Annotated in this window: 22 protein-coding genes and 2 pseudogenes; 15 read left to right on the plus strand and 9 right to left on the minus strand. The window is 63.7% G+C overall.

Going from position 1 to position 26,141, the window contains the following annotated elements:
* The 4 genes from RPG13_RS06380 to RPG13_RS06395 form a co-directional block, all read right to left on the minus strand.
* Positions 1–1,719, minus strand: a complete 1,719-nt coding sequence (locus RPG13_RS06380; protein ID WP_337124644.1) for a SulP family inorganic anion transporter — start codon at positions 1,717–1,719, stop codon at positions 1–3.
* A gap of 128 nt (positions 1,720–1,847) precedes the next feature.
* Positions 1,848–2,117 carry a helix-turn-helix domain-containing protein gene (locus RPG13_RS06385; RefSeq protein WP_095484696.1) on the minus strand — a complete coding sequence of 90 codons (270 nt, stop codon included), beginning with the start codon at positions 2,115–2,117 and terminating at the stop codon, positions 1,848–1,850.
* A gap of 203 nt (positions 2,118–2,320) precedes the next feature.
* Complete coding sequence (locus tag RPG13_RS06390) at positions 2,321–3,022, minus strand: phosphatase PAP2 family protein (RefSeq protein WP_128286281.1); 702 nt, start codon at positions 3,020–3,022, stop codon at positions 2,321–2,323.
* 12 nt (positions 3,023–3,034) lie between these two features.
* A complete protein-coding gene (locus RPG13_RS06395) occupies positions 3,035–3,373 on the minus strand; it encodes a hypothetical protein (RefSeq protein WP_095485095.1) in 339 nt (112 codons plus the stop codon).
* A 207-nt stretch (positions 3,374–3,580) separates the two neighbouring features.
* On the opposite strand from RPG13_RS06395, the gene RPG13_RS06400 reads away from it, so the two are divergent.
* Together RPG13_RS06400 and RPG13_RS06405 are read left to right on the plus strand one after the other, a co-directional pair.
* Positions 3,581–5,587, plus strand: a complete 2,007-nt coding sequence (locus tag RPG13_RS06400; protein WP_337124645.1) for a PhoX family protein — start codon at positions 3,581–3,583, stop codon at positions 5,585–5,587.
* A 401-nt stretch (positions 5,588–5,988) separates the two neighbouring features.
* Positions 5,989–7,026 carry a phosphatidylglycerol lysyltransferase domain-containing protein gene (locus tag RPG13_RS06405; protein ID WP_337124646.1) on the plus strand — a complete coding sequence of 346 codons (1,038 nt, stop codon included), beginning with the start codon at positions 5,989–5,991 and terminating at the stop codon, positions 7,024–7,026.
* 233 nt (positions 7,027–7,259) lie between these two features.
* Here RPG13_RS06405 and RPG13_RS06410 read toward each other — a convergent pair whose 3' ends face one another.
* Both RPG13_RS06410 and RPG13_RS06415 read right to left on the minus strand, forming a co-directional pair.
* Positions 7,260–8,021, minus strand: coding sequence for an ABC transporter permease (locus RPG13_RS06410; protein WP_095484692.1), 762 nt, complete (start codon positions 8,019–8,021; stop codon positions 7,260–7,262).
* The gene (locus RPG13_RS06415; protein ID WP_337124647.1) at positions 8,018–8,944 is read right to left on the minus strand and encodes an ABC transporter ATP-binding protein; all 927 of its coding nucleotides are present in this window, start codon (positions 8,942–8,944) and stop codon (positions 8,018–8,020) included. Before RPG13_RS06415 ends, RPG13_RS06410 begins: the two co-directional genes overlap by 4 nt.
* A 458-nt stretch (positions 8,945–9,402) precedes the next feature.
* On the opposite strand from RPG13_RS06415, the gene RPG13_RS06420 reads away from it, so the two are divergent.
* The 7 genes from RPG13_RS06420 (at position 9,403) to RPG13_RS06450 (ending at position 17,560) form a co-directional block, all read left to right on the plus strand.
* The gene (locus tag RPG13_RS06420; protein ID WP_095484690.1) at positions 9,403–10,773 is read left to right on the plus strand and encodes a cytochrome ubiquinol oxidase subunit I; all 1,371 of its coding nucleotides are present in this window, start codon (positions 9,403–9,405) and stop codon (positions 10,771–10,773) included.
* Positions 10,773–11,777, plus strand: a complete 1,005-nt coding sequence (locus RPG13_RS06425) for a cytochrome d ubiquinol oxidase subunit II (protein WP_126104183.1) — start codon at positions 10,773–10,775, stop codon at positions 11,775–11,777. Before RPG13_RS06420 ends, RPG13_RS06425 begins: the two co-directional genes overlap by 1 nt.
* Positions 11,778–11,900: 123 nt before the next feature.
* Positions 11,901–14,474, plus strand: a complete 2,574-nt coding sequence (locus RPG13_RS06430; RefSeq protein ID WP_337124649.1) for a mechanosensitive ion channel family protein — start codon at positions 11,901–11,903, stop codon at positions 14,472–14,474.
* Between the two features lie 209 nt (positions 14,475–14,683).
* Positions 14,684–15,475, plus strand: a complete 792-nt coding sequence (locus RPG13_RS06435) for a transporter substrate-binding domain-containing protein (protein ID WP_442921330.1) — start codon at positions 14,684–14,686, stop codon at positions 15,473–15,475.
* Positions 15,476–15,515: 40 nt separating this feature from the next.
* The gene (locus tag RPG13_RS06440) at positions 15,516–16,187 is read left to right on the plus strand and encodes an amino acid ABC transporter permease (protein WP_128241685.1); all 672 of its coding nucleotides are present in this window, start codon (positions 15,516–15,518) and stop codon (positions 16,185–16,187) included.
* 10 nt (positions 16,188–16,197) lie between these two features.
* Entirely contained in the window at positions 16,198–16,857 is a 660-nt protein-coding gene (locus tag RPG13_RS06445; RefSeq protein ID WP_126104181.1) for an amino acid ABC transporter permease, read from the plus strand.
* Entirely contained in the window at positions 16,835–17,560 is a 726-nt protein-coding gene (locus RPG13_RS06450) for an amino acid ABC transporter ATP-binding protein (RefSeq protein ID WP_337124651.1), read from the plus strand. Before RPG13_RS06445 ends, RPG13_RS06450 begins: the two co-directional genes overlap by 23 nt.
* Before the next feature lie 288 nt (positions 17,561–17,848).
* Here RPG13_RS06450 and msrA read toward each other — a convergent pair whose 3' ends face one another.
* From msrA to RPG13_RS06465, 3 genes are all read right to left on the minus strand, one after another.
* Positions 17,849–18,589, minus strand: coding sequence for a peptide-methionine (S)-S-oxide reductase MsrA (gene msrA, locus RPG13_RS06455; protein WP_292648169.1), 741 nt, complete (start codon positions 18,587–18,589; stop codon positions 17,849–17,851).
* A 184-nt stretch (positions 18,590–18,773) separates the two neighbouring features.
* Positions 18,774–19,064: a hypothetical protein gene (locus tag RPG13_RS06460; protein ID WP_337124653.1), complete on the minus strand. Its 291-nt coding sequence runs from the start codon at positions 19,062–19,064 to the stop codon at positions 18,774–18,776.
* A gap of 260 nt (positions 19,065–19,324) precedes the next feature.
* The gene (locus tag RPG13_RS06465; protein ID WP_337124654.1) at positions 19,325–20,416 is read right to left on the minus strand and encodes a TadE/TadG family type IV pilus assembly protein; all 1,092 of its coding nucleotides are present in this window, start codon (positions 20,414–20,416) and stop codon (positions 19,325–19,327) included.
* Between the two features lie 282 nt (positions 20,417–20,698).
* Here RPG13_RS06465 and lepA point away from each other — a divergent pair, with 282 nt between their 5' ends.
* From lepA to RPG13_RS06495, 6 genes and pseudogenes are all read left to right on the plus strand, one after another.
* A complete protein-coding gene (gene lepA / locus RPG13_RS06470; RefSeq protein ID WP_292506403.1) occupies positions 20,699–22,504 on the plus strand; it encodes a translation elongation factor 4 in 1,806 nt (601 codons plus the stop codon).
* A 115-nt stretch (positions 22,505–22,619) separates the two neighbouring features.
* Positions 22,620–22,991, plus strand: a complete 372-nt coding sequence (locus tag RPG13_RS06475; protein WP_127206078.1) for a hypothetical protein — start codon at positions 22,620–22,622, stop codon at positions 22,989–22,991.
* A 90-nt stretch (positions 22,992–23,081) separates the two neighbouring features.
* Positions 23,082–23,228, plus strand: a pseudogene (locus tag RPG13_RS06480) ((4Fe-4S)-binding protein); the annotation flags it as partial.
* Positions 23,201–23,422: pseudogene (locus RPG13_RS06485) on the plus strand (hypothetical protein); the annotation flags it as partial. The pseudogenes RPG13_RS06480 and RPG13_RS06485, both read left to right, overlap by 28 nt.
* Positions 23,423–23,536: 114 nt before the next feature.
* Positions 23,537–23,707 carry a CDGSH iron-sulfur domain-containing protein gene (locus RPG13_RS06490; protein ID WP_337126988.1) on the plus strand — a complete coding sequence of 57 codons (171 nt, stop codon included), beginning with the start codon at positions 23,537–23,539 and terminating at the stop codon, positions 23,705–23,707.
* 254 nt (positions 23,708–23,961) lie between these two features.
* Positions 23,962–25,989 carry a hydantoinase/oxoprolinase family protein gene (locus tag RPG13_RS06495; RefSeq protein WP_337124657.1) on the plus strand — a complete coding sequence of 676 codons (2,028 nt, stop codon included), beginning with the start codon at positions 23,962–23,964 and terminating at the stop codon, positions 25,987–25,989.
* Positions 25,990–26,141 lie beyond the last annotated feature (152 nt).

Here is a 26,141-nt window from a genome sequence, read left to right on the forward strand (position 1 = left end):
TTACTCCGCCTCCGTCTTCCTTGCCAGTTGCGCCCGCGCGTCCCTGATCGAGGCGGCGAATGTCACCAGCGGCCGCTTGACACCGTGCTTGATCAGCATGCGCCGTGTCTGCTGCGAAGCGCCTGCTATTATGAAACGGACGCCGGCGCGCCTCGCCTTGTGGGCGGCACCCTCAATGACGTTGGCGGCCGTCGAATCGAAGAACGGCACCGCCGAGCAATCGAGGATGAAGTTCTTGCGCTGGTCGGCGATGCGGTCCAGCACCGTGCCGACGGTCGAAGCGGCGCCGAAGAAGAATGCGCCAGAGATCCGGTAGACGACGGTATCGGCGTCGCTCGCCTCGCTGGAATCATAGGCGCCGCCACCGTTGCTGCCGTCAGCGACATCGTCCTGCACCAGCGGCAGGTCGGTCTCCACGGCGATGCTCTTGGCCATACGGTCGATGAACAGGATCGAGCCCAGCGCGAAGCCGACGATGATGCCTTCGGTAAGATCGCGGAACACGACGATCAGGAAGGTCGCCATCAGCACCAGTGCGTCGCCGCGTGAGGCGCGCAGCAGGGTGGCAAAAGCCTGTTTTTCGAACATGTTCCAGCACACCACCGCCAGCACGCCGGCAAGAGCTGCGAGTGGGATGTAGCTGGCCAGCGGCGCCGCCACCAGCATGAAGACAAGCAGGAACAGCGAGTGCAACATGCCCGAAACCGGCCCGTGCGCGCCGGACCGCACATTGGTCGCGGTGCGGGCAATGGTGCCGGTGGCGCAGATGCCGCCGAACAGGGCGGAAGCGATGTTGGCGAACCCTTGCGCCACCAGTTCGCAATTGGAGCGGTGCCGACGTCCCGTCATGCCGTCGGCGACCACGGCCGACAGCAGCGATTCGATGGCGCCGAGCAGCGCGAAGGCAACGGCGTCCGGCAGCACCGCGATCGCCTTGTCGAGGCTGAGCGCCGGCAGCGCCGGAAAAGGCAGGCTGCGCGGAATGCCGCCATAGCGCGTGCCGATCGTTTCCGCCGGCAGCGCCAGCAGCGCCACGACCAGCGAGGCGAGCCCGGCGGCGATCAGCATGCCCGGCCAGCCGGGGCGCCACCGCTTCAGCCCGACAATGGTGGCGATGGTCAGCACCGCCACCAGCGTCGCCGAGATGTTGAGCGTGCCGGCGGCCTCACCGATCGCCACGAGCTTCGGCAGCAGTGGCCCGGGCTCGTTGCCGGCGAGCTTCAGCCCGAACAGTTCGACGATCTGTCCGGAAAAGATGATGATGGCGATGCCCGCGGTGAAGCCGACGGTCACCGGGTAGGGGATGAATTTGATATAGGTGCCGAGTCTGAGATAGCCGATGGCGAGCAGGAAAATGCCGGACATCATCGTCGCCAGAAGCAGCCCATCGATGCCTTCGCGCTGGACCGTCGCCGCCACCAGCACGATGAAGGCGCCGGCTGGACCGCCTATCTGGAAGCGACTGCCGCCGAGCGCCGAGACGATGAAACCGCCGACGATGGCGGTGAACAGGCCGCGCTCCGGCGTCACGCCGGAAGCAATCGCGATCGCCATCGACAGCGGCAGCGCCACGATGGCCACGGTCAATCCGGCGATCGCATCGGCCTTGAAATGCCCAAGCGTATAGCCCTCGCGCAGCACCGTCACCAGCTTCGGTGTGAACAGTTCGGAAAATGCCGGCCGCGCCGGTTGATGAATTGCCCGTCGGGTTCGATCCATGGACTACCTTCCGCTCCTGATGCATGTCGCCCAAAAATGCTGAGCGGTTTTGGGGCATGCATAAAACCAAGAAGGCGGCGGGGATCGTCGGCAGGACTGTCGGCGGTCGCCGTCGCGACTTTGTCGACTCAGCCCGGCGGGTTCCGCGGCACGACCGGCTTGAGGCGCACGCCCCTGCCACCGCGCTCGCTGGCCTGGTTCTCGCCGATCAGTTCCACGCCGGCCCCATCGAGGGCCTGGATGACCTTCATCAGCGTATCGACCACGCCCCTGACCACGCCGTCGCTCGCTTCCATGCGCTGAATGGTTGGAAGCGAAACCCCGGCGCGCTCGGCGAGCGTCTTCTGATCGATGCCGGCCAGCGCCCTTGCGGCGCGCATCTGCGCGGCAGTGATCATCGGCTAAAAACCCCCGTCTGAGTCTGCATTCCCATGCATAATACTATCATTTTGATGGTTCAAGCATCATGATGCATATGTCAGACATGCACGCACCAAGATCGGTTGTGTCCTGCAGAGCTTGCGTGCCAGCTAGGACAGTAGGCCCTCGGGCGCCGCAAATTTCGAGGAGAATTAGCCGCAGCGTCGTTCTGACGGCCGGTTCAGCCGCCGTCGGTGTGCCCGCGCCATCGCTGTAGCGTCCGTGCGGCCAGCCAGCACAGCATCGCCCAGGCGAAGCCGGCACACCAGCCGGCCAGCACGTCGGACGGCCAATGAACACCGAGATAGACGCGGCTGATGCCGACCAGCAGGGTCGTCAGCACCGCAAGTGCCAACACATAGATCTTGGTCGTTCGCCCAGGCAGGAAGCGCGACGCCATGCTGCCCAGCGTCAAATATGTCACCGCCGACAGCATCGCATGGCCGCTCGGAAACGAAAGCGTCGCCACGTCGGCGAGATGCGAGACCAGATCGGGGCGCGGCCGGTCGATTCCGAGCTTCAGCGTGCTCGACAGGGCCTGCCCGCCCGCCACTGCCACGAAAACGAGAAACGCTGGTCCCGGTCTGTGGATCAGCAGCAGATAAACGATCACCGCAGCAGTGGTCAGCACGAGCACGCTGGCGCTGCCGAGGCTGGTGAGGTCGCGCATCGCTCCTTCCAGCCATGGCGGTCCGATCGGATTGTCAGGCTGGCCCGCTTCACGGAAAGCGAGCAGGATTTCCGTATCGAAGGCGTGCGGCGTGGTGTCTCGCGCCACCTCCATCAGCTCCTCGAACCCCCACAATCCGCCGGCGATGACCAGTCCGGCCAGCAGCACCGGGAATTCGATCCAGTTGAGCAACTTGTTTGCGGTATTCTTCATCGACCCTCGCAATTACAATTTTTGCAGATAGGGTCCGAGCGTTATCAGCGCCACAGCTGCGACGGCGAGCACGATGCCAGTCGCCTGCAACGCATTGACGCGCTCGCCGAAGAAGACCAGGGCCACGACGTTCACCGACACCAGCTGGATCACCGCCGACAGGCTGAAAGACACCGACATGCCGAATTCACGGATCAGCCTCAGCATGATCAGATTGCCCAGCGAATAGAGCGCCAAGGTCAGAACGATCTTGCCGAGGCTCGGCGCCAGTCCCCATTGCTTCGCCGCCGTCGCCGCCAGCAGGAAGATCACTGTAGAAATGCCGAGCTGCCCCAGTCCCCAAAAACTCACTTTTTGTCCCTCTCGAAGCGGTGCTTCCGCGCCTGCAGCAGATCTTGTTTCCGAAGCATCGGTCGCGGTCAAGCGGGGCTGATCATGGACATGAAATCGGGGCTGGAAATTGGCCGGCAACGTCATCAAACTGTGATCTCCCGGCGATACGCGGTCAGTCAAGCAAGACGCTCCAGCCATCCCAAAGAAGCCAGAGGCAAGCCCCCCATGACTGAACATCGCTCGACCGAACATCGCTCCCCCGACGCCCAGTTCCGCACCAGTCTGCTCGAGGAAAACGATGGGCCAGGAACCAATCCCACTGACAACAAGACGATGGGCGAGATCATCGCCGCGCGTTTCTCGCGCCGCGGTTTTCTACAGGGATCGCTCGCGGCAACCGCCATCGCCGTCACCGTCAGCCCGCTCGCGCTGATCCTCGCCGACGATGCCCGCGCCGCCGGCGGCTCGGCCTTCACGTTCGACGAGGTCGAGGCAGGTGTCGACGACAAGCATCATGTCGCTCCGGGCTATGACGCCGACGTGCTGCTGCGCTGGGGCGATCCGCTGTTTGCCGATTCGCCGGAATTCGATCCGACTAAACAGTCGGCGCAGGCTCAGGAAAGACAGTTTGGCTACAACAACGACTATGTCGGCTACATCCCGCTCGACGGCTCGGCCGAGCATGGCCTGCTGGTGGTCAACCACGAATACACCAACCCGCATCTGATGTTCCCGGGCCTCGTCACCATCGTCGATGGTGAGGCCAAGCAGGCGCCGCTGAGCAAGGAACAGGTCGATGTCGAGATGGCCGCGCATGGCGGCACCATCGTCGAGATCCGCAAGGTATCAGGCAAATGGCAGGTGGTGCGCGACGGCAAGCTCAATCGCCGCATCACCTCCAACACCGAGATCGCGCTGTCCGGCCCCGTCGCGGGCCACGACCGCGTCAAGACCAATGCCGACCCGACCGGCACCAAGGTCATTGGCACCGTCAACAATTGCGCCGGCGGCGTCACGCCCTGGGGCACCTATGTCATGGCCGAGGAAAATATCCACGGCTATTTCTCGGGCGAACTGCCGGCCGGTCACGCGGAAGCGGCCAACTACAAGCGCCTGGGCATTCCCGAGGGCGCCTATGAGTGGGCGGCGCATTACGACCGTTTCGACCTCGGCAAGGAGCCGAACGAGGCCAACCGCTTCGGCTGGATCGTCGAGGTCGACGTCAACGATCCGACTTCGACGCCGAAGAAGCGCACCGCCATGGGCCGCTTCAAGCATGAAGGTGCTGAATCGATCGTCGCCAAGGATGGCCGTGTCGTCTTCTATCTCGGCGACGACGAGCGTTTCGACTATGTCTATAAATTCGTCACCACAGGCAAATTCAACGCCGAGGACCGTGCCGCCAACCTGGATCTTCTCGACGACGGCACGCTCCATGTCGCCAAATTCGCCGAGGACGGGTCGGTCGAATGGCTGCCAGTCGTCTTTGGCCAGGGTCCGCTAACCGCCGAGAACGGCTTTGCCAGCCAGGCCGACGTGCTGATCGAGACCCGCCGTGCCGCCGACCTGCTCGGCGCCACCAAGATGGACCGCCCCGAGGATATCCAACCCAATGCCGCCAATGGCAAGGTCTACGTCATGCTGACCAACAATTCGAAACGCAAGGCCGACCAGGTCGACGCCGCCAACCCGCGCGCCGAAAACGCCTTCGGCCACATCATCGAGATCGTCGAGGACGGCGGCGATTTCACTGCTGCCAAGGGCAAGTGGGAAGTGCTGTTGAAATGCGGCGACCCCGCCGTGGCCGAAGTCGGCGCCACCTTCTCGACCGCAACGACCGCCAATGGCTGGTTCGGCATGCCGGACAATTGCGCCGTCGATGCGGCCGGCCGGCTCTGGGTTTCGACTGACGGCCAGGGCCCGAAGGCGACCGGCCGCACCGACGGCCTGTGGGCGGTCGACACCGAAGGCGAGGCGCGGGCGACATCAAAGCTGTTCTTCCGCGTGCCGATCGGCGCCGAAATGTGCGGCCCGCTATTCACGCCGGACGACCAGACCGCTTTCGTCGCCGTCCAGCATCCGGCCGATGGCGGCGAAGACTGGGAGCCTTTTGGCCGTCCCTCTTACTATGAGGACTTGTCGACCCGCTGGCCCGACTTCAAGCCCGACATGCCGGTGCGGCCGTCGGTCGTCGCCATCACCAAACAGGGCGGCGGCAAGATTGCGGTCTAGAGCAATTCCAGGAAAAGTGTGAAACGGTTTTCCGGGGAAAAGCGCTTAGCGCTTTCCCTAGGGAATTGCGCAAAAACAAAGAGATAGAGCGGTTCGGCGTTTCCGTGAAACGATGAGGCGCTCTAGAGCACATCTCGGTCCAAGGTCCACGCTGACAAATCGTGAAGGAGGGGTTTCGGCGCGACCGAAGCCTCTCCTTTTTATGCCCAATTGCCAGTTTATGCCCGATTGATGGGCTTCCGTTCCGTTCTCGCTGCCACCAATTCATCGGTGCTCACCACGCCGGTTGCGCTCCAAAGGGGACATGCGCGATATGACCGACAGTCAGACCGCCCAATGATTCGAAGCCCGTGGGCTGACGGGTATTCCCAATAGCGAAGCGCGGCACGCGGAACTCGACCATGCCCTCCTTGCGCATTCATTTCGACCGCCTGCTCGAAGGCGCAGCGCCGAAGGTGGAGCGGCGGGAGCTGACGCATGTCGAGCGCCTGGCGCTGGTGCGCCGGCATGGCGATTTTTCGCTCGCCTATTCGACCGCCGTCCAGCGCAACCTTTCCTATTTCGGCGACGCTGACGGCTACATCGCCTTCGGCACCAAGATGAAGCACCATTTCGCGCTTGGCGACCCGGTGGCTCACCCGCCCGATCGGCCCGACTACATCAGGCGTTTCGTCGAGGCTGCCGACAGCCCGTGGTTCGTGCAAATCGGCGAACAGACGGCGCGCGTGCTCGCCGGGCTCGGATACCAGGTCAATCGTCTCGGCGTGGATACGCGGCTGGTCCTGCCCGCCCATGATTTTTCCGGAAAGCGCAACGAAACCGTGCGCTATTCCGAGCGCTGGCTGTTGAAAAAGGGTTTTTCCTTTGCCGAGGACAAGCGGACCATCTTTCTCGACGAGATCCAGCGGCTATCGCAGAACTGGCGGGCGGACCGCATCGTCAAGCGATGGGAGATGGCTTTCCTCAACCGCCCCTTCAGCGATCATCTCGGCGTCGACATGCGCCGCTTCGTCCTGCATGGCCCCGATGGAGAGCTCGTCGCCTTGCTCGACTTCGATCCCCTGTTCAGTGGCGGCAAGGTGATTGGCTACACCACCTCGTTCAAGCGCAAGCATGTCGACGCCACGTCGCATGCCGAGATCGGCCTGACCAAATTCGCCGTCGACCGCTTCCGCGAGCAAGGCATCTCCGTCGTCACGCTCGGCCTATCGCCGCTTGTCGACGTCGGACCCGGCGGATTTGCCGAAAGCGACTTCTGGCGCGCCACCTTCCAGCGCGCCTATGGTTCGCCTTGGATCAATCGCCGCAAGTTCAACCTGCAGGGGCAGGCTGCCTTCAAGCGCCGCTTCCACGGCATCGAGGAGCCGACCTACGTCGCCTTTCGCAAGGGGACTTTCGTCGGGATGCTGGGGCTGCTCCGCCTGGTCAAGGCCGTCTAGGGGACGCGCATAGTGATCCTGGCTGAATGCTCTCTGCCTTCGTCATCCTGGGGCGGAGCAAGGAGCGAAGCGACGCGGCGCAGACCCCAGATCCATGCCGTGATTTCAAAGCGCCGCTGCGGTGCTGAATTCTGCTCCGCTGCACTCTTCGGTTAGGGCTACGGCCTGGATCCCAGGGTCTCCGCGACGGAGCTTCGCTCCTGCTCCGCCCTGGGATGACGAAGTTGGATTCGTCAGTTCCGCAGCCGGTAGCCGGTCCTGAAAATCCAAGCGACGATCGCTATGCAGATAAGCAGGAAAACGACGGTCATGCCGAGGCTGATGCCGATCGAGACGTCGGACTTGCCGTAGAAACTCCAGCGAAAGCCGCTGACCAGATAGAGGACAGGATTGAACAGCGTCACCGTGCGCCAGATGCCGGGCAGCATGTCGATTGAATAGAAGCTGCCGCCAAGGAAGGTCAGCGGCGTGATGATCAGCAGCGGCACCAGCTGCAGCTGCTCGAAGCTCCTCGCCCAGATGCCGATGATGAAACCGAACAGGCTGAACGTCACCGCCGTCAGCACCAGGAAGGCGAGCATCCAGAACGGATGCTCGATGGTCAGCGGCACGAACAGTGACGCGGTCGCCAGGATGATCAGGCCGAGTATGATCGACTTGGTCGCCGCACCCCCGACATAGGCAACGATGATCTCCAGATAGGACACCGGCGCCGACAGCAACTCGTAGATCGAGCCGACGAATTTCGGGAAATAGATGGCGAAGGAGGCGTTGGAGATCGACTGCGTCAGCAGCGACAGCATGATCAGTCCCGGCACGATGAAGGCGCCGTAGCTGATGCCGTCGATCTCGGTGATGCGCGAGCCAATGGCCGAGCCGAAGACGACGAAATAGAGCGATGTCGAGATGACCGGTGAGACGATGCTCTGCAGCACGGTCCGAAAGGCGCGCGCCATCTCCATCTTGTAGATCGCCCAGACTGCTCGCAGGTTCATGCGTCCTTCCTCACCAGATTGACGAAGATTTCCTCGAGCGAGCTGTTTTGCGTGTCGATATCGCGGAACTGGATGCCGGCCGTCTCGAGGTCGCGGAGCAGCGAGGCGACGCCCGGCCGTTCGCTCTGGTTGTCATAGGTATAAGTCAGTTGATCACCGTTCGGCGAAAGCTCCAGCGCATAACGCGAAAACGTCTCGGGTATGGCGGCGAGCGGGCTGCGTAGCTCCAGCAACAGTCGTTTGCGGCCAAGCGTGCGCATCAGTTCGGCCTTGTCTTCGACCAGCACGATCTCGCCGCGATTGATGACGCCGACGCGGTCGGCCATCGCCTCGGCCTCCTCGATATAGTGCGTGGTCAGGATGATGGTTACGCCATCCTCGCGCAGCCGGCGCACCATCGCCCACATGTCCTGGCGCAGCTCGACGTCGACGCCGGCTGTCGGCTCGTCGAGGAACAGCACCCTCGGTTCGTGCGACAGCGCCTTGGCGATCATCAGCCGCCGCTTCATGCCGCCGGACAGGGTGATCGCCTTGGCGTCCTTCTTGTCCCACAACGACAGGTCGCGTAGCACCTTCTCGACGAAGGCGGGGTTGGCCGGCTTGCCGAACAGGCCGCGGCTGTAGCTGACAGTCGCCAATACGCTCTCGAACGCGTCGATGGTCAGTTCCTGCGGCACCAGCCCGATCAGGCTGCGCGCAGCCCGATAATCCCGGCTGATATCGTGGCCGTCCACGGTGACCGTGCCCGACGAGCGGTTGACGATACCGCAGACGATCGAGATCAGCGTTGTCTTGCCGGCGCCGTTCGGCCCGAGCAGCGCAAAGATCTCGCCGCGCTCGATATCGAGGTTGATCTCCTTCAGCGCCTTGAAACCGGTAGCGTAGGTCTTGGTGACCCCGGAAATGGAAATGATGGAGGGCATGGCTGAAAAACGGCTGCTTGAAAGAGGTCTGTTGATTTTAATCCGCTGAATGTCGGTGCGCGCAGCCGGAAGTCAATGGCACTCCTGACAGTTCTGGACATTGGCCCGCGAAGACGCATCCACCCCTGCCGCAGTCGTGCGGTCGCACGCCGGTCTGTTCACCAGGCGATAAAAGGCAGAGCCGCACCGGTCGGCAATGCCGCCGCAGACGGAAAAGCGAGCCTTTTCCTGTCCGAAACGGATGAACGGCTCAACAAGTACAAAGCTCGGAACCATTGCGGTCCAAGCGGGTCGGAACGTTCACCGTGATGACCAACCAACCCACAGATCATCTAGTCCAGGATCAGGGATGAATAATCCCGTCCTGCGGCGTTCCGCCTCGCGTGACGCCACGCCGCTTTGACCGTTCGGCGCATCCGGCCTATCTTCCGCCACATAAGCAGCAGCCGGAACCCGCTATGGACCCGCTCATCCTTTCGCGCATTCAGTTCGGCGCGAATATCTCGTTCCATATCCTGTTTCCGGCTATCACCATTGCGCTTGGCTGGATGCTGCTGTTCTTCAAGCTTCGCTATAACGCCACAGGCGATTCCGCCTGGATGCGCGCCTATTTTACCTGGGTGAAGGTGTTCGCGCTGTCCTTCGCCATGGGCGTGGTTTCGGGCGTCACCATGAGCTTTCAGTTCGGCACCAACTGGCCGGGTTACATGAAGACCGTCGGCAACATAGCCGGCCCGCTGCTCGCTTATGAGATCCTCACCGCTTTCTTCCTCGAGGCAGCGTTCCTCGGCATCATGCTGTTCGGCTTCCGCCGCGTCTCCAACCGCATCCACACAATGGCAACCGTGCTGGTGGCCGGCGGCACCACCCTGTCCGCCTTCTGGATCATAGCGCTCAATTCGTGGATGCAGACGCCGGTCGGCTTCGAGATGCGCGACGGGGTCGCCCACGCCGTCGACTGGTGGGCCATCGTCTTCAATCCGTCCATGCCCTACCGGCTCGTCCACATGCTGCTTGCCTCCGGCCTGACGGTTTCGTTCCTGATCGCCGGCCTGTCGGCGCTGCGCTATCTCTATGGCGACCGCTCGGAATCGATGTGGAAGGCATTGCGCACCGGTGTCTTCACTGCGGCGATCCTGATCCCCATCCAGATCTTCGCCGGCGACCAGCATGGCCTCAACACACTGGAGCATCAGCCGCAGAAGATCGCCGCCATGGAGGCCAACTGGAACACCGGTCCCAACGTGCCGCTGGTCCTTTTCGCGCTTCCCGACGAGGCGGCCAAGGAGAACAAATTCGAGCTGACCATCCCCGACGGGGCCAGCCTCATCCTCAGGCACAGCGCCAGTGGGGTCGTGCCGGGGCTGAACGACTATCCCGGCAATCATCCGCCGGTCTTCCCGGTGTTCTGGGGTTTCCGCATCATGGTCGGTACCGGCATTCTGATGCTTGTCGTCTCCTGGTCGGCGGCCTTCTTCCTCAAGCGTCGTCATAGCCTGCCGAAGCCGCTCGCCCTGGCGATGGTTCCGATGGCGTTGTCCGGCTGGCTGGCGACGCTGGCCGGCTGGTACACCACCGAGATCGGCCGCCAGCCCTGGCTGGTCACCGGCGTGCTGAAAACTGTCGATGCCGTCGGCCCGGTCGCCGGCAGCCATGTCGCACTGACGCTTGCGATATACCTCATCCTCTACGTGCTGCTTCTGATCGCCTATCTCGGCGTGCTGGTGCATCTGGCGCTGAAGGCAGCGAAGGACGGCGACGCCTCGCCGCTGCCCGGCGTTCTCGACGCGCCGCTGTCGCAGCCGGTTGCCCAACCAGGAGAACGGTGATGACCTTCGATTGGCCGACCCTGCTCCCTTTGATCTTCGCCGGCCTGATGGGCCTCGCCATCCTGATCTACGTCATCCTCGACGGCTTCGACCTCGGCATCGGCATCCTGTTCGCAGTGGCCGAGGATGCCGAGCAGGACACCATGATCGCCGCGATTGGCCCGTTCTGGGACGCCAACGAGACCTGGCTGGTGCTGGCCGTCGGCCTGCTGCTGGTTGCCTTCCCGCTGGCGCACGGGCTCATCCTCGGCGCGCTCTATATCCCGGTCTTCCTGCTTCTGGTCGGCCTGATCCTGCGCGGCGTCGCCTTCGATTTCCGCGCCAAGGTGCCGGCTGGCAGGAAGCACCGCTGGAACCGCATCTTCTTGCTCGGTTCCGTCATTGCCTCGCTGGCGCAGGGCTACATGCTGGGCGTCTATGTGCTCGGGCTCGATTTCGGCCTGGCGGGCATCGCCTTCGGCGCGCTGGTGGCGCTCTGCCTTGCCGCTGCCTATGCGGCGATGGGCGCGGCTTGGGTCATCTACAAAACGGAAGGCGACCTGCAGAAGAAGGCGGTGCTCTGGCTGCGCAGGGCGCTGGTGCTGACCGCGCTAGGCATGGTCGCCGTCTCGCTGGCCACGCCGCTCGCCAGCCCGCGTATCTTCGACAAATGGTTCGTCTGGCCCGCCATGCTCTATCTGTCGCCGCTGCCGATCCTGTCGGCGGTGCTGTTCGGGTGGCTGTGGTGGCAGACCTTCCATCTGCCGAAGGCGGACGATCGCCATGCGCTCATGCCGTTCCTGACGCTGGCCGCCATCTTCACGCTCGGCTTTGCCGGGCTCGCCTGGTCGTTCTATCCCTTCGTCGTGCCCGACAGGCTGACCATCTGGCAGGCGGCGTCGGCGCCCGAAAGCCTCGCCATCATCCTGGCCGGCACGGTCGTCGTGCTGCCGATCATCATCTTCTATTCGTTCTATGCCTATCGCGTCTTCGGCGGCAAGGCGACGGATCTGACCTACGATTGACCGGCAAGCGCCGCGATCCGGCGGTGTTCCATGACCCCGGAAATAGAATATTCATCTTCCGGGGCAATAACCCTTCTTCGACAGTCCGGCCCCTGCTGCGCGGGCGAGAAGAAGGACAATGCAATGAGCGGTGTCCCCGTCGCATCAGATCGAGTGGCCTTGGTCCTGATCCGCATGATCGCTCTGATCGCGGCGCTTGCCTTGGCCGGCCTGCTGCCGTTCCTGCAGCCGGCGCATGCCCAGGACACGGCCAACTGGACCGGTGCCAACTGGACCGGTGTTTGGGACACGAAATGGCGCGGCGGCGGCGCCGAGATCACGTTCGAGCAGACCGGCGCCGAGGTGAAGGGCGTCTACCCGCTCTATAATGGCCGCATCGAGGCCAAGGCCGAAGGCGAAAAGCTTGTCGGACGCTGGTTCGAGGGCAACCGCCAGGGCGCTTTCCTCTTCGTTCAGTCGCCCGACGGCGAGAGCTTCATGGGGCGCTTCGAAACCGCTACTGCCGAATGGTGGACAGGCGTGCGCGTCAGCGCCGTCGAGGAGATCCGTGTCGACCAGACCAGCCCGATGACGACCATGCGCTCGTTCCTGCAGGCGATGAACGAGAGCGGCGCCGACAATGTGCCGCGCGCAACCGGCGGCGGCATGGGCCTCGCCGCCCGAGCGGCCGGGTTGGTCGATGTCGCCGACGCCGACCGCGGCGGCCTCAACATGCCCGACTACACCAAGCTTCTGTTCAATGTCATCGACAATGCGACCTTCCGCCTCTGGAGCCTGCCGCATGACGCGATCGCGGGCGCCGAGGTGAGCGCCAAGCTCCAGCAATATGGCACCAACGTCTCCTTCGACGTCACCTTCCGCCGCAGACAAGACGAGTGGTTCATCGTCGGGCCGCCGCTCGGCCCGCTCCAGGCCAAGCTCGCCGAATTCCAGGCGGCGCGCGGCGAAGCCGTCGACATGGTCGACAGTCCGAGCAAGCTTGCCTCGCCGCGCGATGCGTTCAAGGTGCTGCTCAGCGGCGTCACCGAGGCCGGCGACCCGGCACAGGCGGCGCTTGATCTGCGCGATTACACTCCAGCCGTGCGCGCCGACGAGGCGGTCCTTCTCGAGCGCTATCTGAAGAAGGTCATCGATCGTATCGGCTATGTCTACTGGCAGGAAATTCCGGACGATCCCAAAAGCAACACGCCCTATGTCTATTTCGAGCATCCGTCCGGCAACATCGTCATCGGCCCGGTGGAAACGGACCCCGCTGGCACCGGCAACGGCAAGATCTGGCAATTCACGCCCGAGACGCTCGCCAACATCCGCACGCTCTATGCCGATGTGGAAGAGGTCCCGGTGGCGCCGGAATTCGCCGCTTTCGCCAGCAACGACCCGTTCTTCGCCACGCGTGGCCTGGCGCGCGAGATCAGCCCCCGCCTGCTCACCCGCGCCGGACCGATGGAGCGCTGGCAATGGTGGATGCTCGGCCTCGCAGTGCTGGCCGGCATTGCCTTCGGCTTCATCGCCAATGCGGTCATTTCCTTTTTTGCGCCCAGTCAGAATCGTTCGCAGCGGTCGGGTTTCTTACGCGTAGTCGAATGGGCGGTGCGCGCGATCTTCCTAGGTCTTTTCCTTTTGGTGGCATTGCGCCCGCTCGGCCTGCCGCAAGTGGTCGCAGCACCAGTGAAGGCAGTGGCCTGGAGCCTGATCGTGATCGGCTTCGTTCCGGTGGTCTGGCATCTGATCGGCAGGATCGCCGATCGTTACCGCAATATGTGGCAGGTGCCCGGCTATCACGACACGCTGATCTCGCTGTCCACCGGCGTGGCCCGCGTGGCCGTGCTGGTCGTCGCCTTCCTGCTGTTGGCCGAAGTGCTTGCCATCCCCTATGAAGGCGTCATCGCCGGCCTCGGCATCGGCGGCCTCGCCGTGGCGCTGGCGGCGCAGCCGACGCTGCAGAATTTCCTCTCCGGCCTCACGCTCTACGCCGACCGGCCGGTCAGCGTCGGCGACTTCTGCAAGTTCGGCGGACAGTCGGGCACCATCGAGCATATCGGCATGCGCTCGACCCGCATAAGATCGCCCGACCGCACAATCATCTCGGTGCCCAATTCGGACTTCGCCGGCATGCAGATCGAAAATTACGCGCATCGCGACCGCACCCGTTTCGCGACGACGCTGCAACTGCGCTACGAGACCACGCCCGATCAGTTGCGCTATACTTTGGCCGAGCTGCGCAAGCTGCTGATCGCGCATCCGCGCGTCATCGACGATCCGTGTCACGTGCGCTTTGTCGGCTTCGGCCCCTATTCGCTCGACATCGAGGTGTCGACCTATGTCATGACGGCGGACGGGTCCGAGTTCCTCGCCATACGGGAGGACATCCTTTTGTCCATCATCAACATCATGGACGATGCCGGCACGCAGTTCGCCTTCCCCTCGCAGTTGGAGTACACCGCCGCCGATCTGCCGGCCGACGAGGAAAAACGCATCGCGGCCGAAAAACGGGTCAGCGAATGGCGCGAGGCGGAAAACCTGCCTTTCCCCGACTTCAGCCAGATCGAGAAGCTCGCCCTCAACAACACCCACGCCTATCCGCCGCAGGGCTCGGCGCATTTTCGCGAGACGAAGCCCGCCCCGACATCGACTGCGGCCGGGGCCACGCCGGAAAAGCTGCGCTGGAGCCTGCCGTGGCGCAAAGGGACGGCATAGCGGACCGTCCGCTCCGCACGACGCCAAATCCGCCACAAGAATTATCTGCACAATATTTAGGCAACCTGCCAGTCGGGCGGCATGGGTCGCGAAAGCGGCCTTATCCAATCCTACAGGGGAAGCCCGATTCCCGCCGATTTCGATGGTTTGGCATGTCTGTTGCTTTGCCCTGGCGACCAATTGGTTTTGTCCAGTCAAAGGGGAAAATAATGAACCGTCGCAATATGTGCATGCTGGCCTTGGCCGCCGTGGTCGGAATGGCCATGGCTCCGTCTTCGCGGGCGCGGGCTGACGCCTTGAGCGACATCGGCGCGCGGGGCACCGTCCGCATCGCCGTTCCACAGGATTTCCCGCCCTTCGGCAGTGTTGGCGCCGACATGACGCCGCAAGGCTACGACATTGATATCGCCAATCTGATTGGCGAAAAGCTCGGCGCCAAGGTCGAGATCGTCCCGGTCACCAGCGCCAACCGCATTCCCTATCTTCAGACCAACAAGGTCGACCTGGTCATCTCCAGCCTCGGCAAGAATCCCGATCGCGAGAAGGTCATCGACTTCTCCGAGGCCTACGCCCCCTTCTACAACGGCGTGTTCGCTCCAGCGGATGTCGCGGTCGCAAAGGCGGAAGACCTCGCCGGCAAGACCATTGGCGTCACCCGCGGCGCGATCGAAGACCTCGAACTGACCAAGGTCGCGCCCGCGAGCGTTGAGATCAAGCGCTACGAGGACAATAACGGCACGATTTCAGCCTTCCTTTCGGGCCAGGTCGAGGTGATCGCGACCGGGAATGTTGTCGCCGCCGCCATTATCGAAAAGAACCCGCCCAAGCGGCCCGAGCTCAAATTCCTGATCAAGAACTCGCCTTGCTACATCGGCATGAACAAGGAGCAGCCGGCGTTGATGGCCAAGGTCAACGGGATCATCGCCGCCGCCAGGTCCGACGGCGCCCTCAACGCGATTTCGCAAAAATGGCTGAAGGTGGACCTGCCGGCTGACCTGTGATCGCCGCCCGCCGCGTGTGGTTTAGGTCAGACAGCAAGCCATGACCTATCAGTTCGATTTCGGCTGGCTGATCGATTCTCTGCCGGTGCTGCTCAAGGGCATCCGGATCACCGTGCAGCTCATCCTGATCGGCGCGGTGTTCGGCGTGGCATTGGGCATTGCCTGCGCCTGGGTGCGCGCCCTCGGGCCGAAATGGCTGAAGCCCGTCGTCGCGACCTATGTCGAGCTGATCCGCAACACGCCCTTTCTGATCCAGCTGTTCTTCATCTTCTTCGGCCTGCCGTCGCTTGGCATCAGGATGTCGGAACTGAGCGCGGCCAACCTCGCCATGATCGTCAACCTCGGCGCCTACAGCTGCGAGATCATCCGCGCCGGCATCCAGGCCACGCCACGCGGCCAGTTCGAGGCCGGCGCGAGCCTCGCCATGACCCCGTTCCAGACCTTCTGGCACGTGGTTCTGGTCCCGGCGCTGCAGCGCATCTGGCCTGCGCTGTCGTCGCAGATCGTCATCGTCATGCTTGGTTCTGCCGTCGTTTCGCAGATCGCCGCCGAGGACCTGACCTTCGCCGCCAACTTTATCCAGTCGCGCAATTTCAGGGCCTTCGAAACCTACATCGTCTCTACCTTGATCTACCTGGCCCTCGCCATCCTGCTGCGCCAGATGCTGGCTGGCCTGGGCTGGATGCTGTTCCCGAGGAAGGCGTCGCGATGAGACATGCGCCATGACCGAGTTCAGCTTCTGGGACATCCTGCGTAACCTGCTTTTGGCCGCCCGCTGGACCGTTGTCCTCTCGCTGGTCTCCTTCATCGGTGGCGGCATCGTCGGCGCGGCCCTGCTTTTCCTGCGCATCGGCGGCCGGCGTTGGGCACGGCTTCTATCACGCGGCTACATCCAGCTGTTCCAGGGCACGCCGCTCCTGATGCAGCTCTTTCTCGCTTTCTTCGGCCTTGGCCTGTTCGGCATCGACGTTCCCGCCTGGCTTGCCGCTTGTGTCGCGCTCATCCTGTGGACCGCCGCCTTCCTCGCCGAAATCTGGCGCGGCTGCGTCGAGAGCATCGCCAAGGGCCAGTGGGAGGCGTCCGCCAGCCTCGGCATGGGTTATCTCCAGCAGATGCGCTACGTCATCCTGCCGCAGGCGCTGAAGGTGGCGGTGCCGCCGACGGTCGGCTTCTCGGTGCAGGTGGTGAAGGGCACCGCGCTCACCTCTATCATCGGCTTCGTCGAATTGTCGAAGGCCGGTTCGATCGTCACCAACGCCACGTTCCAGCCGTTCACCGTTTATGGCCTGGTCGCGCTCATCTACTTTGCTTTGTGCTGGCCGCTGTCGAAATCCAGCCAGCTCCTGGAAAGGAAGCTCAATGTCGCTCATCGCAATCACTGAGGTGAAGAAGCGCTTCGGCGACAATGAGGTGCTGAAGGGGATTTCCATCGACATCGCGCCGGGCGAGGTCGTCGCCATCATCGGCAAGAGCGGTTCGGGCAAGTCGACGCTGCTGCGCTGCATCAACGGGCTGGAGACCATCGATGAAGGCTCGATCGTCGTCGCCGGCGCCCAGTTCCTGCCCGACGAGGTTCATCTCAAGGCGCTGCGCCTGAAGGTCGGCATGATTTTTCAGCAATTCAACCTGTTCCCGCATCTCACGGCCGGCGGCAATGTCATGCTGTCGCAGATGGTGGTGAAGAAGACGCCGAAAAAGGACGCCGAAGCGGTCGCGCGTAAAATGCTCGACCGCGTCGGTCTCGCCCACAAGTTCGACGCATTGCCGGACGAGCTGTCCGGCGGCCAGCAGCAGCGCGTGGCGATCGCCCGGGCGCTCGCCATGCAGCCCATCGCGCTGCTATGCGACGAGATCACCTCGGCGCTCGACCCCGAGCTCGTTGCCGAAGTGCTGGCCGTCGTCAAGGAATTGGCCGCGGAAGGCATGACGCTGGTGATGGTCACCCATGAGATGCGCTTCGCCCGCGATGTCTGCTCGCGCGTCGTCTTCATGCATCAGGGCCGCGTCCACGAGATCGGCGCCCCCGAGGAGGTCTTCGCCAACCCGAGGACGCCGGAGCTCAGGCAATTTCTGGGCGTGCAATGATGCTTGTCGCCCAAAGTGCGCAGCGGTTTGGGACAACGACAAGAACCGCTGCACAGCAACGCCGGCGATCATTCACGCCCCCCTCCGGCCTGCCGGCCATCTCCCCCACGAGGGGGGAGATTGGATGTCACCTCGGCCTTCGCCAATCCCCAACGTTGAAGGAAGGCCGGGATGGCAAAGCTGCCGATCTCCCCCAAGTGGGGGAGATGTCCGGCAGGACAGAGGGGGGCGCTGTCCCGCCGACGTCTGATGGGCAGGCGTCGCCGTCCGCCGCCCGCGAAAAGAAAATCAGCTCTTGTTGGCGGCCAGCACCAGCACCGGCTTGTCGCTGTAAAGGCTGGGGAATAGCGTCTTCAAATTCTCGACCTTGGGCAGGTCGTTGTAGACGATGTAGGGATAGGTCGGGTTCAGCGTCAAAAAGTCCTGGTGATAGTCCTCGGCCGGGTAGAAGGGTTTTCCGGTCTCCAGCGTGGTCACGATCGGCTCCGGAAACACCTTCGCCTTGTCGAGCTGGGCGATGTAGCTCTCGGCGATCTTCTTCTGGGCGTCGCTTTCGGCAAAGATCGTCGAACGGTATTGGGGGCCGCGGTCCGGCCCCTGGTAGTTCAGTTGCGTCGGGTTGTGCGCGACCGAGAAATACACCTGCAGCAACTGGCCGTAGGTCACCTCTGTCGGCTCGTAGGTGATCTCGACGGCTTCGGCGTGCCCGGTCCGGCCGGTGCCGACCGTCTCGTAGACGGCGGTGTCCTTGTCGCCGCCGGCATAGCCGGAGACGGCGCTGGTCACGCCCCTGACGTGCTGGAACACGCCTTGCACGCCCCAGAAGCAGCCGCCGGCGAAGACCGCCTTCTCGGTGCCGCTAGCGGGTTTTTCGTCCATCGCCGGCGGCGGGATCACCACCGCCGCCTCGGCCGAGATCGCCGGCGTCTGCCACAAGGCGGCGCCGGCCGCGGCGAGCATCAGCGCCGCAAGCGCGCTCCTGACGAAGCTCGTCGACCGTCTCGCAACTGGTTCTCGAATACCGGTCATGTCTGATCTCCCATGATGGTGTTGTGACTATAGAACATTGGGTCCGCCGGCGTCTCACATTGCCGTGCATATCGGGCCGTGCGTTTTTGGATTGCTGCGCCGGCGCAGGTTGCCCGCGCCGGGCCGCCAAGGCCGTCCCCGACCTGGACAGGGAACGGCCAGGAACTGCCGAGGCCGACAAGACCTACTTGGCCATCCCCATCGCGTCGCAGGCCTTCGTTGCCTCGTCCTTCTTCATCGCGTCGGTTTCCATGGCTGCCTTGTCCATGCAGTCCTTCATCTTTTCGGCGGCCATCGGTTCGGCGGGCTTCATCGCGTCGGTAGCCATGGCATCGGCGGGCTTCATGGCATCCGTGGCCATCGGGTTGGCGGGCTTCATCGCATCCTCGGCGCGGGCGATGCCGCCGGCAAAAAGCGCCGTCGAGCAAAGCGCGAAGGCAAGCGCCGGCAGCGTCAGGCGGGTGAAGTCGGTCATGCTGGTCTCCTCTGGAGTTGGTGGCGCGCCGGAAATGGCGATCCCATCAGCTCTTCGCCGTGACCTGAGACTTCGTTACAGCCATCACCGCTTCGTGATCGGTGGCCCGGTTTTCCTCGCCAGCGCGATGCCCCCAGGGGCGATCGAGTCGTCGCGATAGCGGCCCAAACGACAACGCCGCCCGAAGGCCGGGCGGCGTTTGTGATGGGACGATGCGATAGGAGGTCTCTTTGGCGGCGCGCCCCGCTATGACCGCCGGCCTATTGTATGAGCACCGTTTCCGAAGGCCGCTTGTTGAAGGCGCACTTGCCGGTCACGGTATAGAAGAAGTCGGCGTTGGACACTGGAGCCGGTACCGTGTTGCCGCCGTCTTCCCAGGCCTGCACGCTGGGTTGGCCGCATGGCACGGCGGTGAAAATGTCCACCGTTTTGCCTTGCCCGACTTCGACGCTGTCGATGTACAGCCGGTTGGACGTCGCCGTATTGTCCGATCGCAGAGTTGTTTTCGTGCCCGTGGGCAGGTAGCCGCCGCCAAGACCAAGACCAGGATTGGGATTCGGAATCTTCATCTCCAGATAGAGCTTGTCCATCAAGCTGACGTCGATCACCGCGCCGGCGCCAGTGGCGGGGTACATGGTGTTGACGCAGGTGGTCGCATATTTGGTGTTGCCGCTCGTCTGGGTGATCGTCGTGGTGGGCAAGCCGTAGAAGCTGGTCACCGTGGTGGTCGTGCATACTTGTTTCTGGGCCAGCGTCTCTGTCGATCCGTTGATCGTATACACACTGGCCGTTCCATAGCCTTTCGGATCGCCATACCTGTTGTGTACGTAGGAGATCTTCATCAGCTTGTTGGCCAGCGTCTCACCGAACTTGGTGCCGTACAGCGTCATCGTTTTGTCCCAATAGCCCGAGATCTTGTTGACCTTGAACGTGGCCTCCACCAGCGCCGGTCTCTTTACTACCGCCGAGCCAACCCCGATCTGCACCGTTGGGAGGTGGGCGATCTGCATGAAATTGGTCGGCATGGCAAAGCCGGCCGAAGCGTTGATGGTGGCGGTGCCGTCGGCGGCGACGACGAAGCGGTCGAGCTTGGCGGTGCCTTGCCCGCTATTGGCGGCAAATGACTCCTGCAACTTAACCTGACGGTCCGCCAATGACGTGTCCGTCGGCAGCGTCGTAATCGACAGGGTCGCGGCGTCGAGCGCGTTTTGCATCGATGCCTTGGTCGAGACGGCCGAGTTGTAGTCGAGCGAAAAGCCCAGTGTGGCAATCATCGGGATAAGTGCGATGGCGAGTATCGGCGCAAGGGAGCCGCTCTCGGAATTGACAAAATGGCGTCCTGCTTGCGGCATGTTTTGGTTCCCCCCAACGGTGACGGGGTGTGCCCTATCACGCAGGGCGCGAACTATGCTCTAATGGGATGGATCAAAGTTTAACGACTTTGCTCCCCGGGGTAGGTGCCGTCGGCGAAGCTGCCGATCTCCCCCGCAAGGGGGGAGATCAGATGTCGCTTCGGCTTTCGCCAAACACAAACTCTGGAAGGCAGGGCGATGAGGGCAGCGCAAACTACAAGCGACTGGCCGCACGCCCGGCCGCTTGCCCGGGCAAGCTGCCCCTGCTAAAGCCGCCCCATCATGACAACGCCGATCAAGAACATCCGCAATTTCTCCATCGTCGCCCATATCGACCATGGCAAATCCACGCTTGCCGACCGGCTGATCCAGTCCACCGGCGGGCTGGAGCTGCGCGACATGAAGGAGCAGGTGCTGGACTCGATGGATATCGAGCGCGAGCGCGGCATCACCATCAAGGCGCAGACCGTCAGGCTGAAATACCACGCCAACAATGGCGAGGACTATATCCTCAACCTGATCGACACGCCCGGCCATGTCGACTTCGCCTACGAAGTGTCGCGGTCGCTGGCCGCCTGCGAGGGCTCGCTGCTGGTCGTCGATGCCTCGCAAGGCGTCGAGGCGCAGACGCTGGCCAATGTCTACCAGGCGATCGACAACAACCACGAGATCGTCGTGGTGCTGAACAAGGTCGACCTGCCGGCTGCCGAGCCCGAGCGCATCCGGGAGCAGGTCGAGGAGGTGATCGGCATCGATGCCTCCAACGCCGTGCTGATCTCGGCCAAGACGGGGCTCGGCATTCCCGACGTGCTGGAGGCTATCGTCAACGAATTGCCGCCGCCGCGCGAGGGCGACATCGCGGCGCCGCTCAAGGCGATGCTGGTCGACAGCTGGTACGACGCCTATCTCGGCGTCATCGTGCTGGTCCGCGTCATCGACGGCGTGCTGAAGAAGGGCCAGACCATCCGCATGATGGGCACCGGCGCCAAGTACCTGGTCGAGCGCACCGGCGTCTTCACGCCCGCCCGCATCAATGTCGACGAGCTCGGCCCCGGCGAGTTCGGCTTCTTCACCGGCTCGATCAAGGAAGTGGCCGACACCCGCGTCGGCGACACCATCACCGAGGACAAGCGCCAGACGGCGCAGGCCCTGCCAGGCTTCAAGCCGGCGCAGCCGGTGGTGTTCTGCGGCCTGTTCCCCGTCGACGCCGCCGATTTCGAGGATCTGCGCGCCGCGGTCGGCAAGCTGCGCCTCAACGACGCTTCCTTCTCCTTTGAAATGGAAACCAGTGCGGCGCTCGGCTTCGGCTATCGCTGCGGCTTCCTTGGCCTGCTGCATCTCGAAATCATCCAGGAGCGGCTGGAGCGCGAGTTCAACCTCGACCTCATCGCCACCGCGCCTTCGGTCGTCTACCGGCTGCTGCTGAACGACGGCACGACGAAGGAACTGCACAATCCAGCCGACATGCCCGACGTGGTCAAAATCCAGGCCATCGAGGAGCCATGGATCCGCGCCACGATCCTGACGCCGGACGAGTATCTCGGCGGCATCCTAAAGCTGTGCCAGGACCGGCGCGGCATCCAGGCCGATCTGTCCTATGTCGGCAAGCGCGCCATGCTCATCTACGATCTGCCGCTCAACGAGGTCGTCTTCGACTTCTACGACCGGCTGAAGTCGATCTCCAAGGGCTACGCCTCCTTCGACTATCACCTGACCGACTATCGCGAGGGCGACCTGGTGAAGATGTCGATCCTGGTCAACGAGGAGCCTGTCGACGCGCTGTCGATGCTGGTCCACCGCACGGCAGCGGAAAAGCGCGGCCGGCTGATGTGCGAGAAGCTCAAGGAGCTGATCCCGAACCATCTGTTCAAGATCCCGATCCAGGCCGCCATCGGCGGCAAGGTCATCGCCCGCGAGACGATCTCGGCGCTGCGCAAGGACGTCACGGCCAAATGCTACGGCGGCGACGTCTCGCGCAAACGCAAGCTGCTCGACAAGCAGAAAGAGGGCAAGAAGCGGATGCGCCAGTTCGGCAAGGTGGATATCCCGCAGGAGGCGTTTATTCAGGCGCTGAAGATGGGCGATTGAGCCCCACGCATTTCGTCAAGCGAAGATTACCACCCCCTTCCTCCTCTCCACGCGCCATGCCATGCTCCCCTCGCGGCCGAGCAAGCCGTTTCATTCCGGGGGGGGAATCATCATGTTGTCTTACGCTTTCGCGCGGCGCATAGCCGTTGCGCTCTGTCTTGCCGTTCTGTTCGCGCCTGCCGCGCATGCCGGCGACGTCACCTTCGCCATCAAGAACAGCCATCCCAACGCCATGCGCGTCGAGCTCTACAGCCAGGACCGTGATTATATCTGGCCGGGCAACGATCAGGACTATTATCTCAACGACGGCGAGACCAAGTCGATCCCGCTGTCCTGCAATGACGGCGAATCGATCTGCTACGGCGCCTGGGTCGATGGCGACGAGGGCACCTATTGGGGCGTCGGCCCCGGCAACACCGAAAAATGCGACGATTGCTGCTACACCTGCAGCGGCGGCGAGACCGAGGAAATCGATCTGGTGCCGTGACAGCCGATCTCCCCCACGAGGGGGGAGATCGCTACTTGACGCCCTTCGCGTAGCAGCCCTAGCCTATCTGCAACCCAGGAGACCCCACCCATGGCAGGCACGGTCGAAGGCGAAAAGATCGATGTCGGCTTTTCGGGAAAACGCTGCATCCATTCGCGCAATTGCGTGCTTGGCGATCCGCATGTCTTCGTGCCCAACGCGAAGGGCCAGTGGATACATCCCGAGGCGGCCAGCGTCGAGAAGATCGTGGCGATCGCCGAAAGCTGCCCGTCGGGCGCCATCACCTATGTCAGGAAGGATGGCGGCCCGCAGGAAAAGCCACCGGTGGTCAACACCGTGCGCATCAGGGAAAACGGCCCGCTGGCGGTGCATGCCGAGATCATGCTCGGCGGCGAAACGTTTATCGCGCCACGCTCTGCCGCTGCGGCGCTTCGGAGAACAAGCCGTTCTGCGACGGCAGCCACACCAAATCAGGTTTTGCCGCCACCGGCGAGCCGGCGCTGAAGGACACGCCGGCGCTGGACGCGAGGAATGGCCCGCTGACGGTGACGCCGACGACCAACGGCCCGCTCAAGCTCGAGGGCAATGTCGAGATCGTCACCGGCACCGGGCACACGGTCGACCGCACCCAACGCACCTTCCTTTGCCGCTGCGGCCATTCGGCGAACAAGCCGTTTTGCGACGGCAGCCACAAGCGCGTGGGGTTTGTCGGGTAGGCGACGCTGGAATCTCCCCCCTCGAGGGGGAGATGGCCGGCAGGCCAGAGGGGGTCGTCTCGCGTGGAGCGCCGACTTCTTCTTTCGCCCTATAAGAGGTTGGCACTTCACGCGAAGCGACCCCCTCTGTCGCCTTCGGCGACATCTCCCCCTCAAGGGGGGAGATTAGGCGCTTGGCCCAGCGCTCGTGGCTTTATCCGCCGGTCCGTATCGGCTAAGGGGCGGAGACGAAAATCCCCGGACCTGCCAAAAATATGACCGCCAAGACCAAATCCTCTCCCCTGTTCCTCGGCATCGACACCGGCGGCACCTATACCGACGCCGTGCTGTGGTCGGAGGCCGGCGGCCCAAGCGGAAAAGTGCTGGCCAAGGCCAAGGCGCTGACCACGCGCCACGACCTCGCGGTCGGCATATCGAGCGCGGTCGATGCGGTGCTGCAAAAATCCGGCACCGACCCTGCCGCGATCAAACTGGTGTCGATGTCGACGACGCTTGCCACCAATGCGCTCGTCGAGGGCCAGGGCGGGCGCGTGGCGCTGGTGATGATCGGCTTTTCCGAAGGCGATCTTGCCCGCGATGGGCTGAAGGCGGCGCTCGGCACCGATCCTGTCGTGTTCTGCCCCGGTGGCCATGATGTCCACGGCAATGCGGCAAAACTCGACCTGTCTGGGCTGGAGGCGGCGCTGCCGGAACTCGGCGCCTCGGTGTCCGGCTTTGCCGTCTGCGCCTATTTCGCCACCCGCAACCCGGCGCATGAGCTTGCCGCTCGCGACCTGATCCGCGAAAAGACCGGCCTGCCGGTCACTGCCAGCCACGAGCTTTCGGCCAAGCTCGGCGGACCGCGCCGGGCGCTGACGACGCTGCTCAACGCCCGGCTGATCTCGATGATCGACCGGCTGGTGGCGGCGACTGAAGGTTTTCTTGTCGCGCGCAAGATCGCCGCACCGCTGATGGTGGTGCGCGGCGATGGCGCCCTGGTCTCGGCGGCCTTCGCCCGCCAGCGGCCGATCGAGACGATTCTTTCAGGTCCGGCCGCCAGCCTGGTTGGCGCCCGCCACATGACCGGCCTCGACAATGCAGTCGTCTCCGACATCGGCGGCACCACCACCGACGTCGCCGTGCTCGACAAGGGCCGTCCCAGGCTCGACCCGGAAGGCGCCACCGTCGGCGGTTTCCGCACCATGGTCGAGGCCGTCGCCATGCGCACTTTTGGGCTCGGCGGCGATTCCGAAGTGGCGCTCGAAGATGGCGCGCTCAACCCAAAAATCCTGCTCGGGCCGCGCCGCCTGGTGCCGCTGGCGCTGGCCGGCATGATGCATGGCGAAGTCGTCGCAGCGGAGCTCGAACGCCAGCTGCGGGCGCCGAACCCCGGCCGCATGGATGGTCGCCTGGCGATCAGGACCGGCGTGCCGGAGCGGCTGGCCGCGGGCCTGACCGGCGCCGAAGCAAAGCTTTACGAGATGATCGGTGCTGTGCCGCTCGCCGTAGACAGGCTTTTGACCTCGAATGCCCAGAACGCCACCTTGAACCGGCTGGTGTCGCGCGGGCTGGTGCATGTCGCCGGCTTCACGCCTTCGGACGCCGCCCATGTGCTGGGCAAGCAGGCGAATTGGGATGCGGCAACGGCCCGGCTCGGCGCCGAGTTGTTCGCCCGCAAGCGCGACGGCCGCGGGCAATCAATAGCCGCCTCGCCGGAGGCGATATCGGAACGAGTGCTGACCACGCTGACCCGCCTGTCGGCGGAAGTCATCCTCGAAACCGCCTTTGCCGAGGACGGGTTAGACGGCGCGGCGACCGTCGCCCATGCGCTGGTCCAGCGCGCCGTCGATGCCCATCCCGGCATTGCCCGCCTCAGCGTCGCGCTCGACCGTCCGGTGATCGGCCTCGGCGCCTCGGCGCCGCTGCATTATGCCGGCTTGCCTCCGCTCATCGGCAACGGCTGCGTCGTGCCGGAGGATACCGATGTCGCCAACGCGCTCGGCGCGGTCGTCGGCCAGGTCAGGGTCTCGGCGGAGGCGCGGGTCAGCCAGCCCAAGGAAGGGCTGTTTCGCGTCGCCTCCGGCGAAACCGTGCGCGATTTCAATGACGAGGCGGCGGCGATCGCGGCGGCGGAAACCGACGTCCGCGCCATTGCCGCCGGGCGGGCCAGGGACGCCGGCACCGACAGCGCCGAGATCGAAATCGCCAGCGAATTCCGCGTCTCGACTGTCGAGGGCCAGCGCATGTTCATCGAGGCGCATGTCGTGGCGGTGGCCTCGGGGCGGCCAAGAATTGCGGTGTAAGCGCGTAATCTCCCCCCTCGAGGGGGAGATGTCGCCGAAGGCGACAGAGGGGGTCGCCGCGCGTGCAGCGCTATTTCCTTCTGTCGCAGGAGGCCGAGCCCGGTCGGACCGACCCCCTCTGGCCTGCCGGCCATCTCCCCCTCAAGGGGGGA

Origin of the sequence: Mesorhizobium sp. ISC15 (assembly GCF_037162615.1) — a bacterium.
In the GTDB taxonomy this organism is placed as follows: domain Bacteria; phylum Pseudomonadota; class Alphaproteobacteria; order Rhizobiales; family Rhizobiaceae; genus Mesorhizobium; species Mesorhizobium mediterraneum.

What these genes read in the sequence shown, in the direction of transcription:
- RPG13_RS06405 (WP_337124646.1), top strand. Translation starts at nt 5,989, where the DNA reads ATGCCCTCCTTGCGCATTCATTTCGACCGCCTGCTCGAAGGCGCAGCG.
- RPG13_RS06465 (WP_337124654.1), bottom strand. Translation starts at nt 20,416, where the DNA reads ATGCCGCAAGCAGGACGCCATTTTGTCAATTCCGAGAGCGGCTCCCTT.
- RPG13_RS06415 (WP_337124647.1), bottom strand. Translation starts at nt 8,944, where the DNA reads ATGCCCTCCATCATTTCCATTTCCGGGGTCACCAAGACCTACGCTACC.
- RPG13_RS06440 (WP_128241685.1), top strand. Translation starts at nt 15,516, where the DNA reads ATGACCTATCAGTTCGATTTCGGCTGGCTGATCGATTCTCTGCCGGTG.
- RPG13_RS06385 (WP_095484696.1), bottom strand. Translation starts at nt 2,117, where the DNA reads ATGATCACTGCCGCGCAGATGCGCGCCGCAAGGGCGCTGGCCGGCATC.
- lepA (WP_292506403.1), top strand. Translation starts at nt 20,699, where the DNA reads ATGACAACGCCGATCAAGAACATCCGCAATTTCTCCATCGTCGCCCAT.
- RPG13_RS06495 (WP_337124657.1), top strand. Translation starts at nt 23,962, where the DNA reads ATGACCGCCAAGACCAAATCCTCTCCCCTGTTCCTCGGCATCGACACC.
- RPG13_RS06390 (WP_128286281.1), bottom strand. Translation starts at nt 3,022, where the DNA reads ATGAAGAATACCGCAAACAAGTTGCTCAACTGGATCGAATTCCCGGTG.
- RPG13_RS06420 (WP_095484690.1), top strand. Translation starts at nt 9,403, where the DNA reads ATGGACCCGCTCATCCTTTCGCGCATTCAGTTCGGCGCGAATATCTCG.
- RPG13_RS06410 (WP_095484692.1), bottom strand. Translation starts at nt 8,021, where the DNA reads ATGAACCTGCGAGCAGTCTGGGCGATCTACAAGATGGAGATGGCGCGC.
- RPG13_RS06450 (WP_337124651.1), top strand. Translation starts at nt 16,835, where the DNA reads ATGTCGCTCATCGCAATCACTGAGGTGAAGAAGCGCTTCGGCGACAAT.
- RPG13_RS06435 (WP_442921330.1), top strand. Translation starts at nt 14,684, where the DNA reads ATGAACCGTCGCAATATGTGCATGCTGGCCTTGGCCGCCGTGGTCGGA.
- RPG13_RS06380 (WP_337124644.1), bottom strand. Translation starts at nt 1,719, where the DNA reads ATGGATCGAACCCGACGGGCAATTCATCAACCGGCGCGGCCGGCATTT.
- RPG13_RS06430 (WP_337124649.1), top strand. Translation starts at nt 11,901, where the DNA reads ATGAGCGGTGTCCCCGTCGCATCAGATCGAGTGGCCTTGGTCCTGATC.
- RPG13_RS06445 (WP_126104181.1), top strand. Translation starts at nt 16,198, where the DNA reads ATGACCGAGTTCAGCTTCTGGGACATCCTGCGTAACCTGCTTTTGGCC.
- RPG13_RS06425 (WP_126104183.1), top strand. Translation starts at nt 10,773, where the DNA reads ATGACCTTCGATTGGCCGACCCTGCTCCCTTTGATCTTCGCCGGCCTG.
- msrA (WP_292648169.1), bottom strand. Translation starts at nt 18,589, where the DNA reads ATGACCGGTATTCGAGAACCAGTTGCGAGACGGTCGACGAGCTTCGTC.
- RPG13_RS06400 (WP_337124645.1), top strand. Translation starts at nt 3,581, where the DNA reads ATGACTGAACATCGCTCGACCGAACATCGCTCCCCCGACGCCCAGTTC.
- RPG13_RS06460 (WP_337124653.1), bottom strand. Translation starts at nt 19,064, where the DNA reads ATGACCGACTTCACCCGCCTGACGCTGCCGGCGCTTGCCTTCGCGCTT.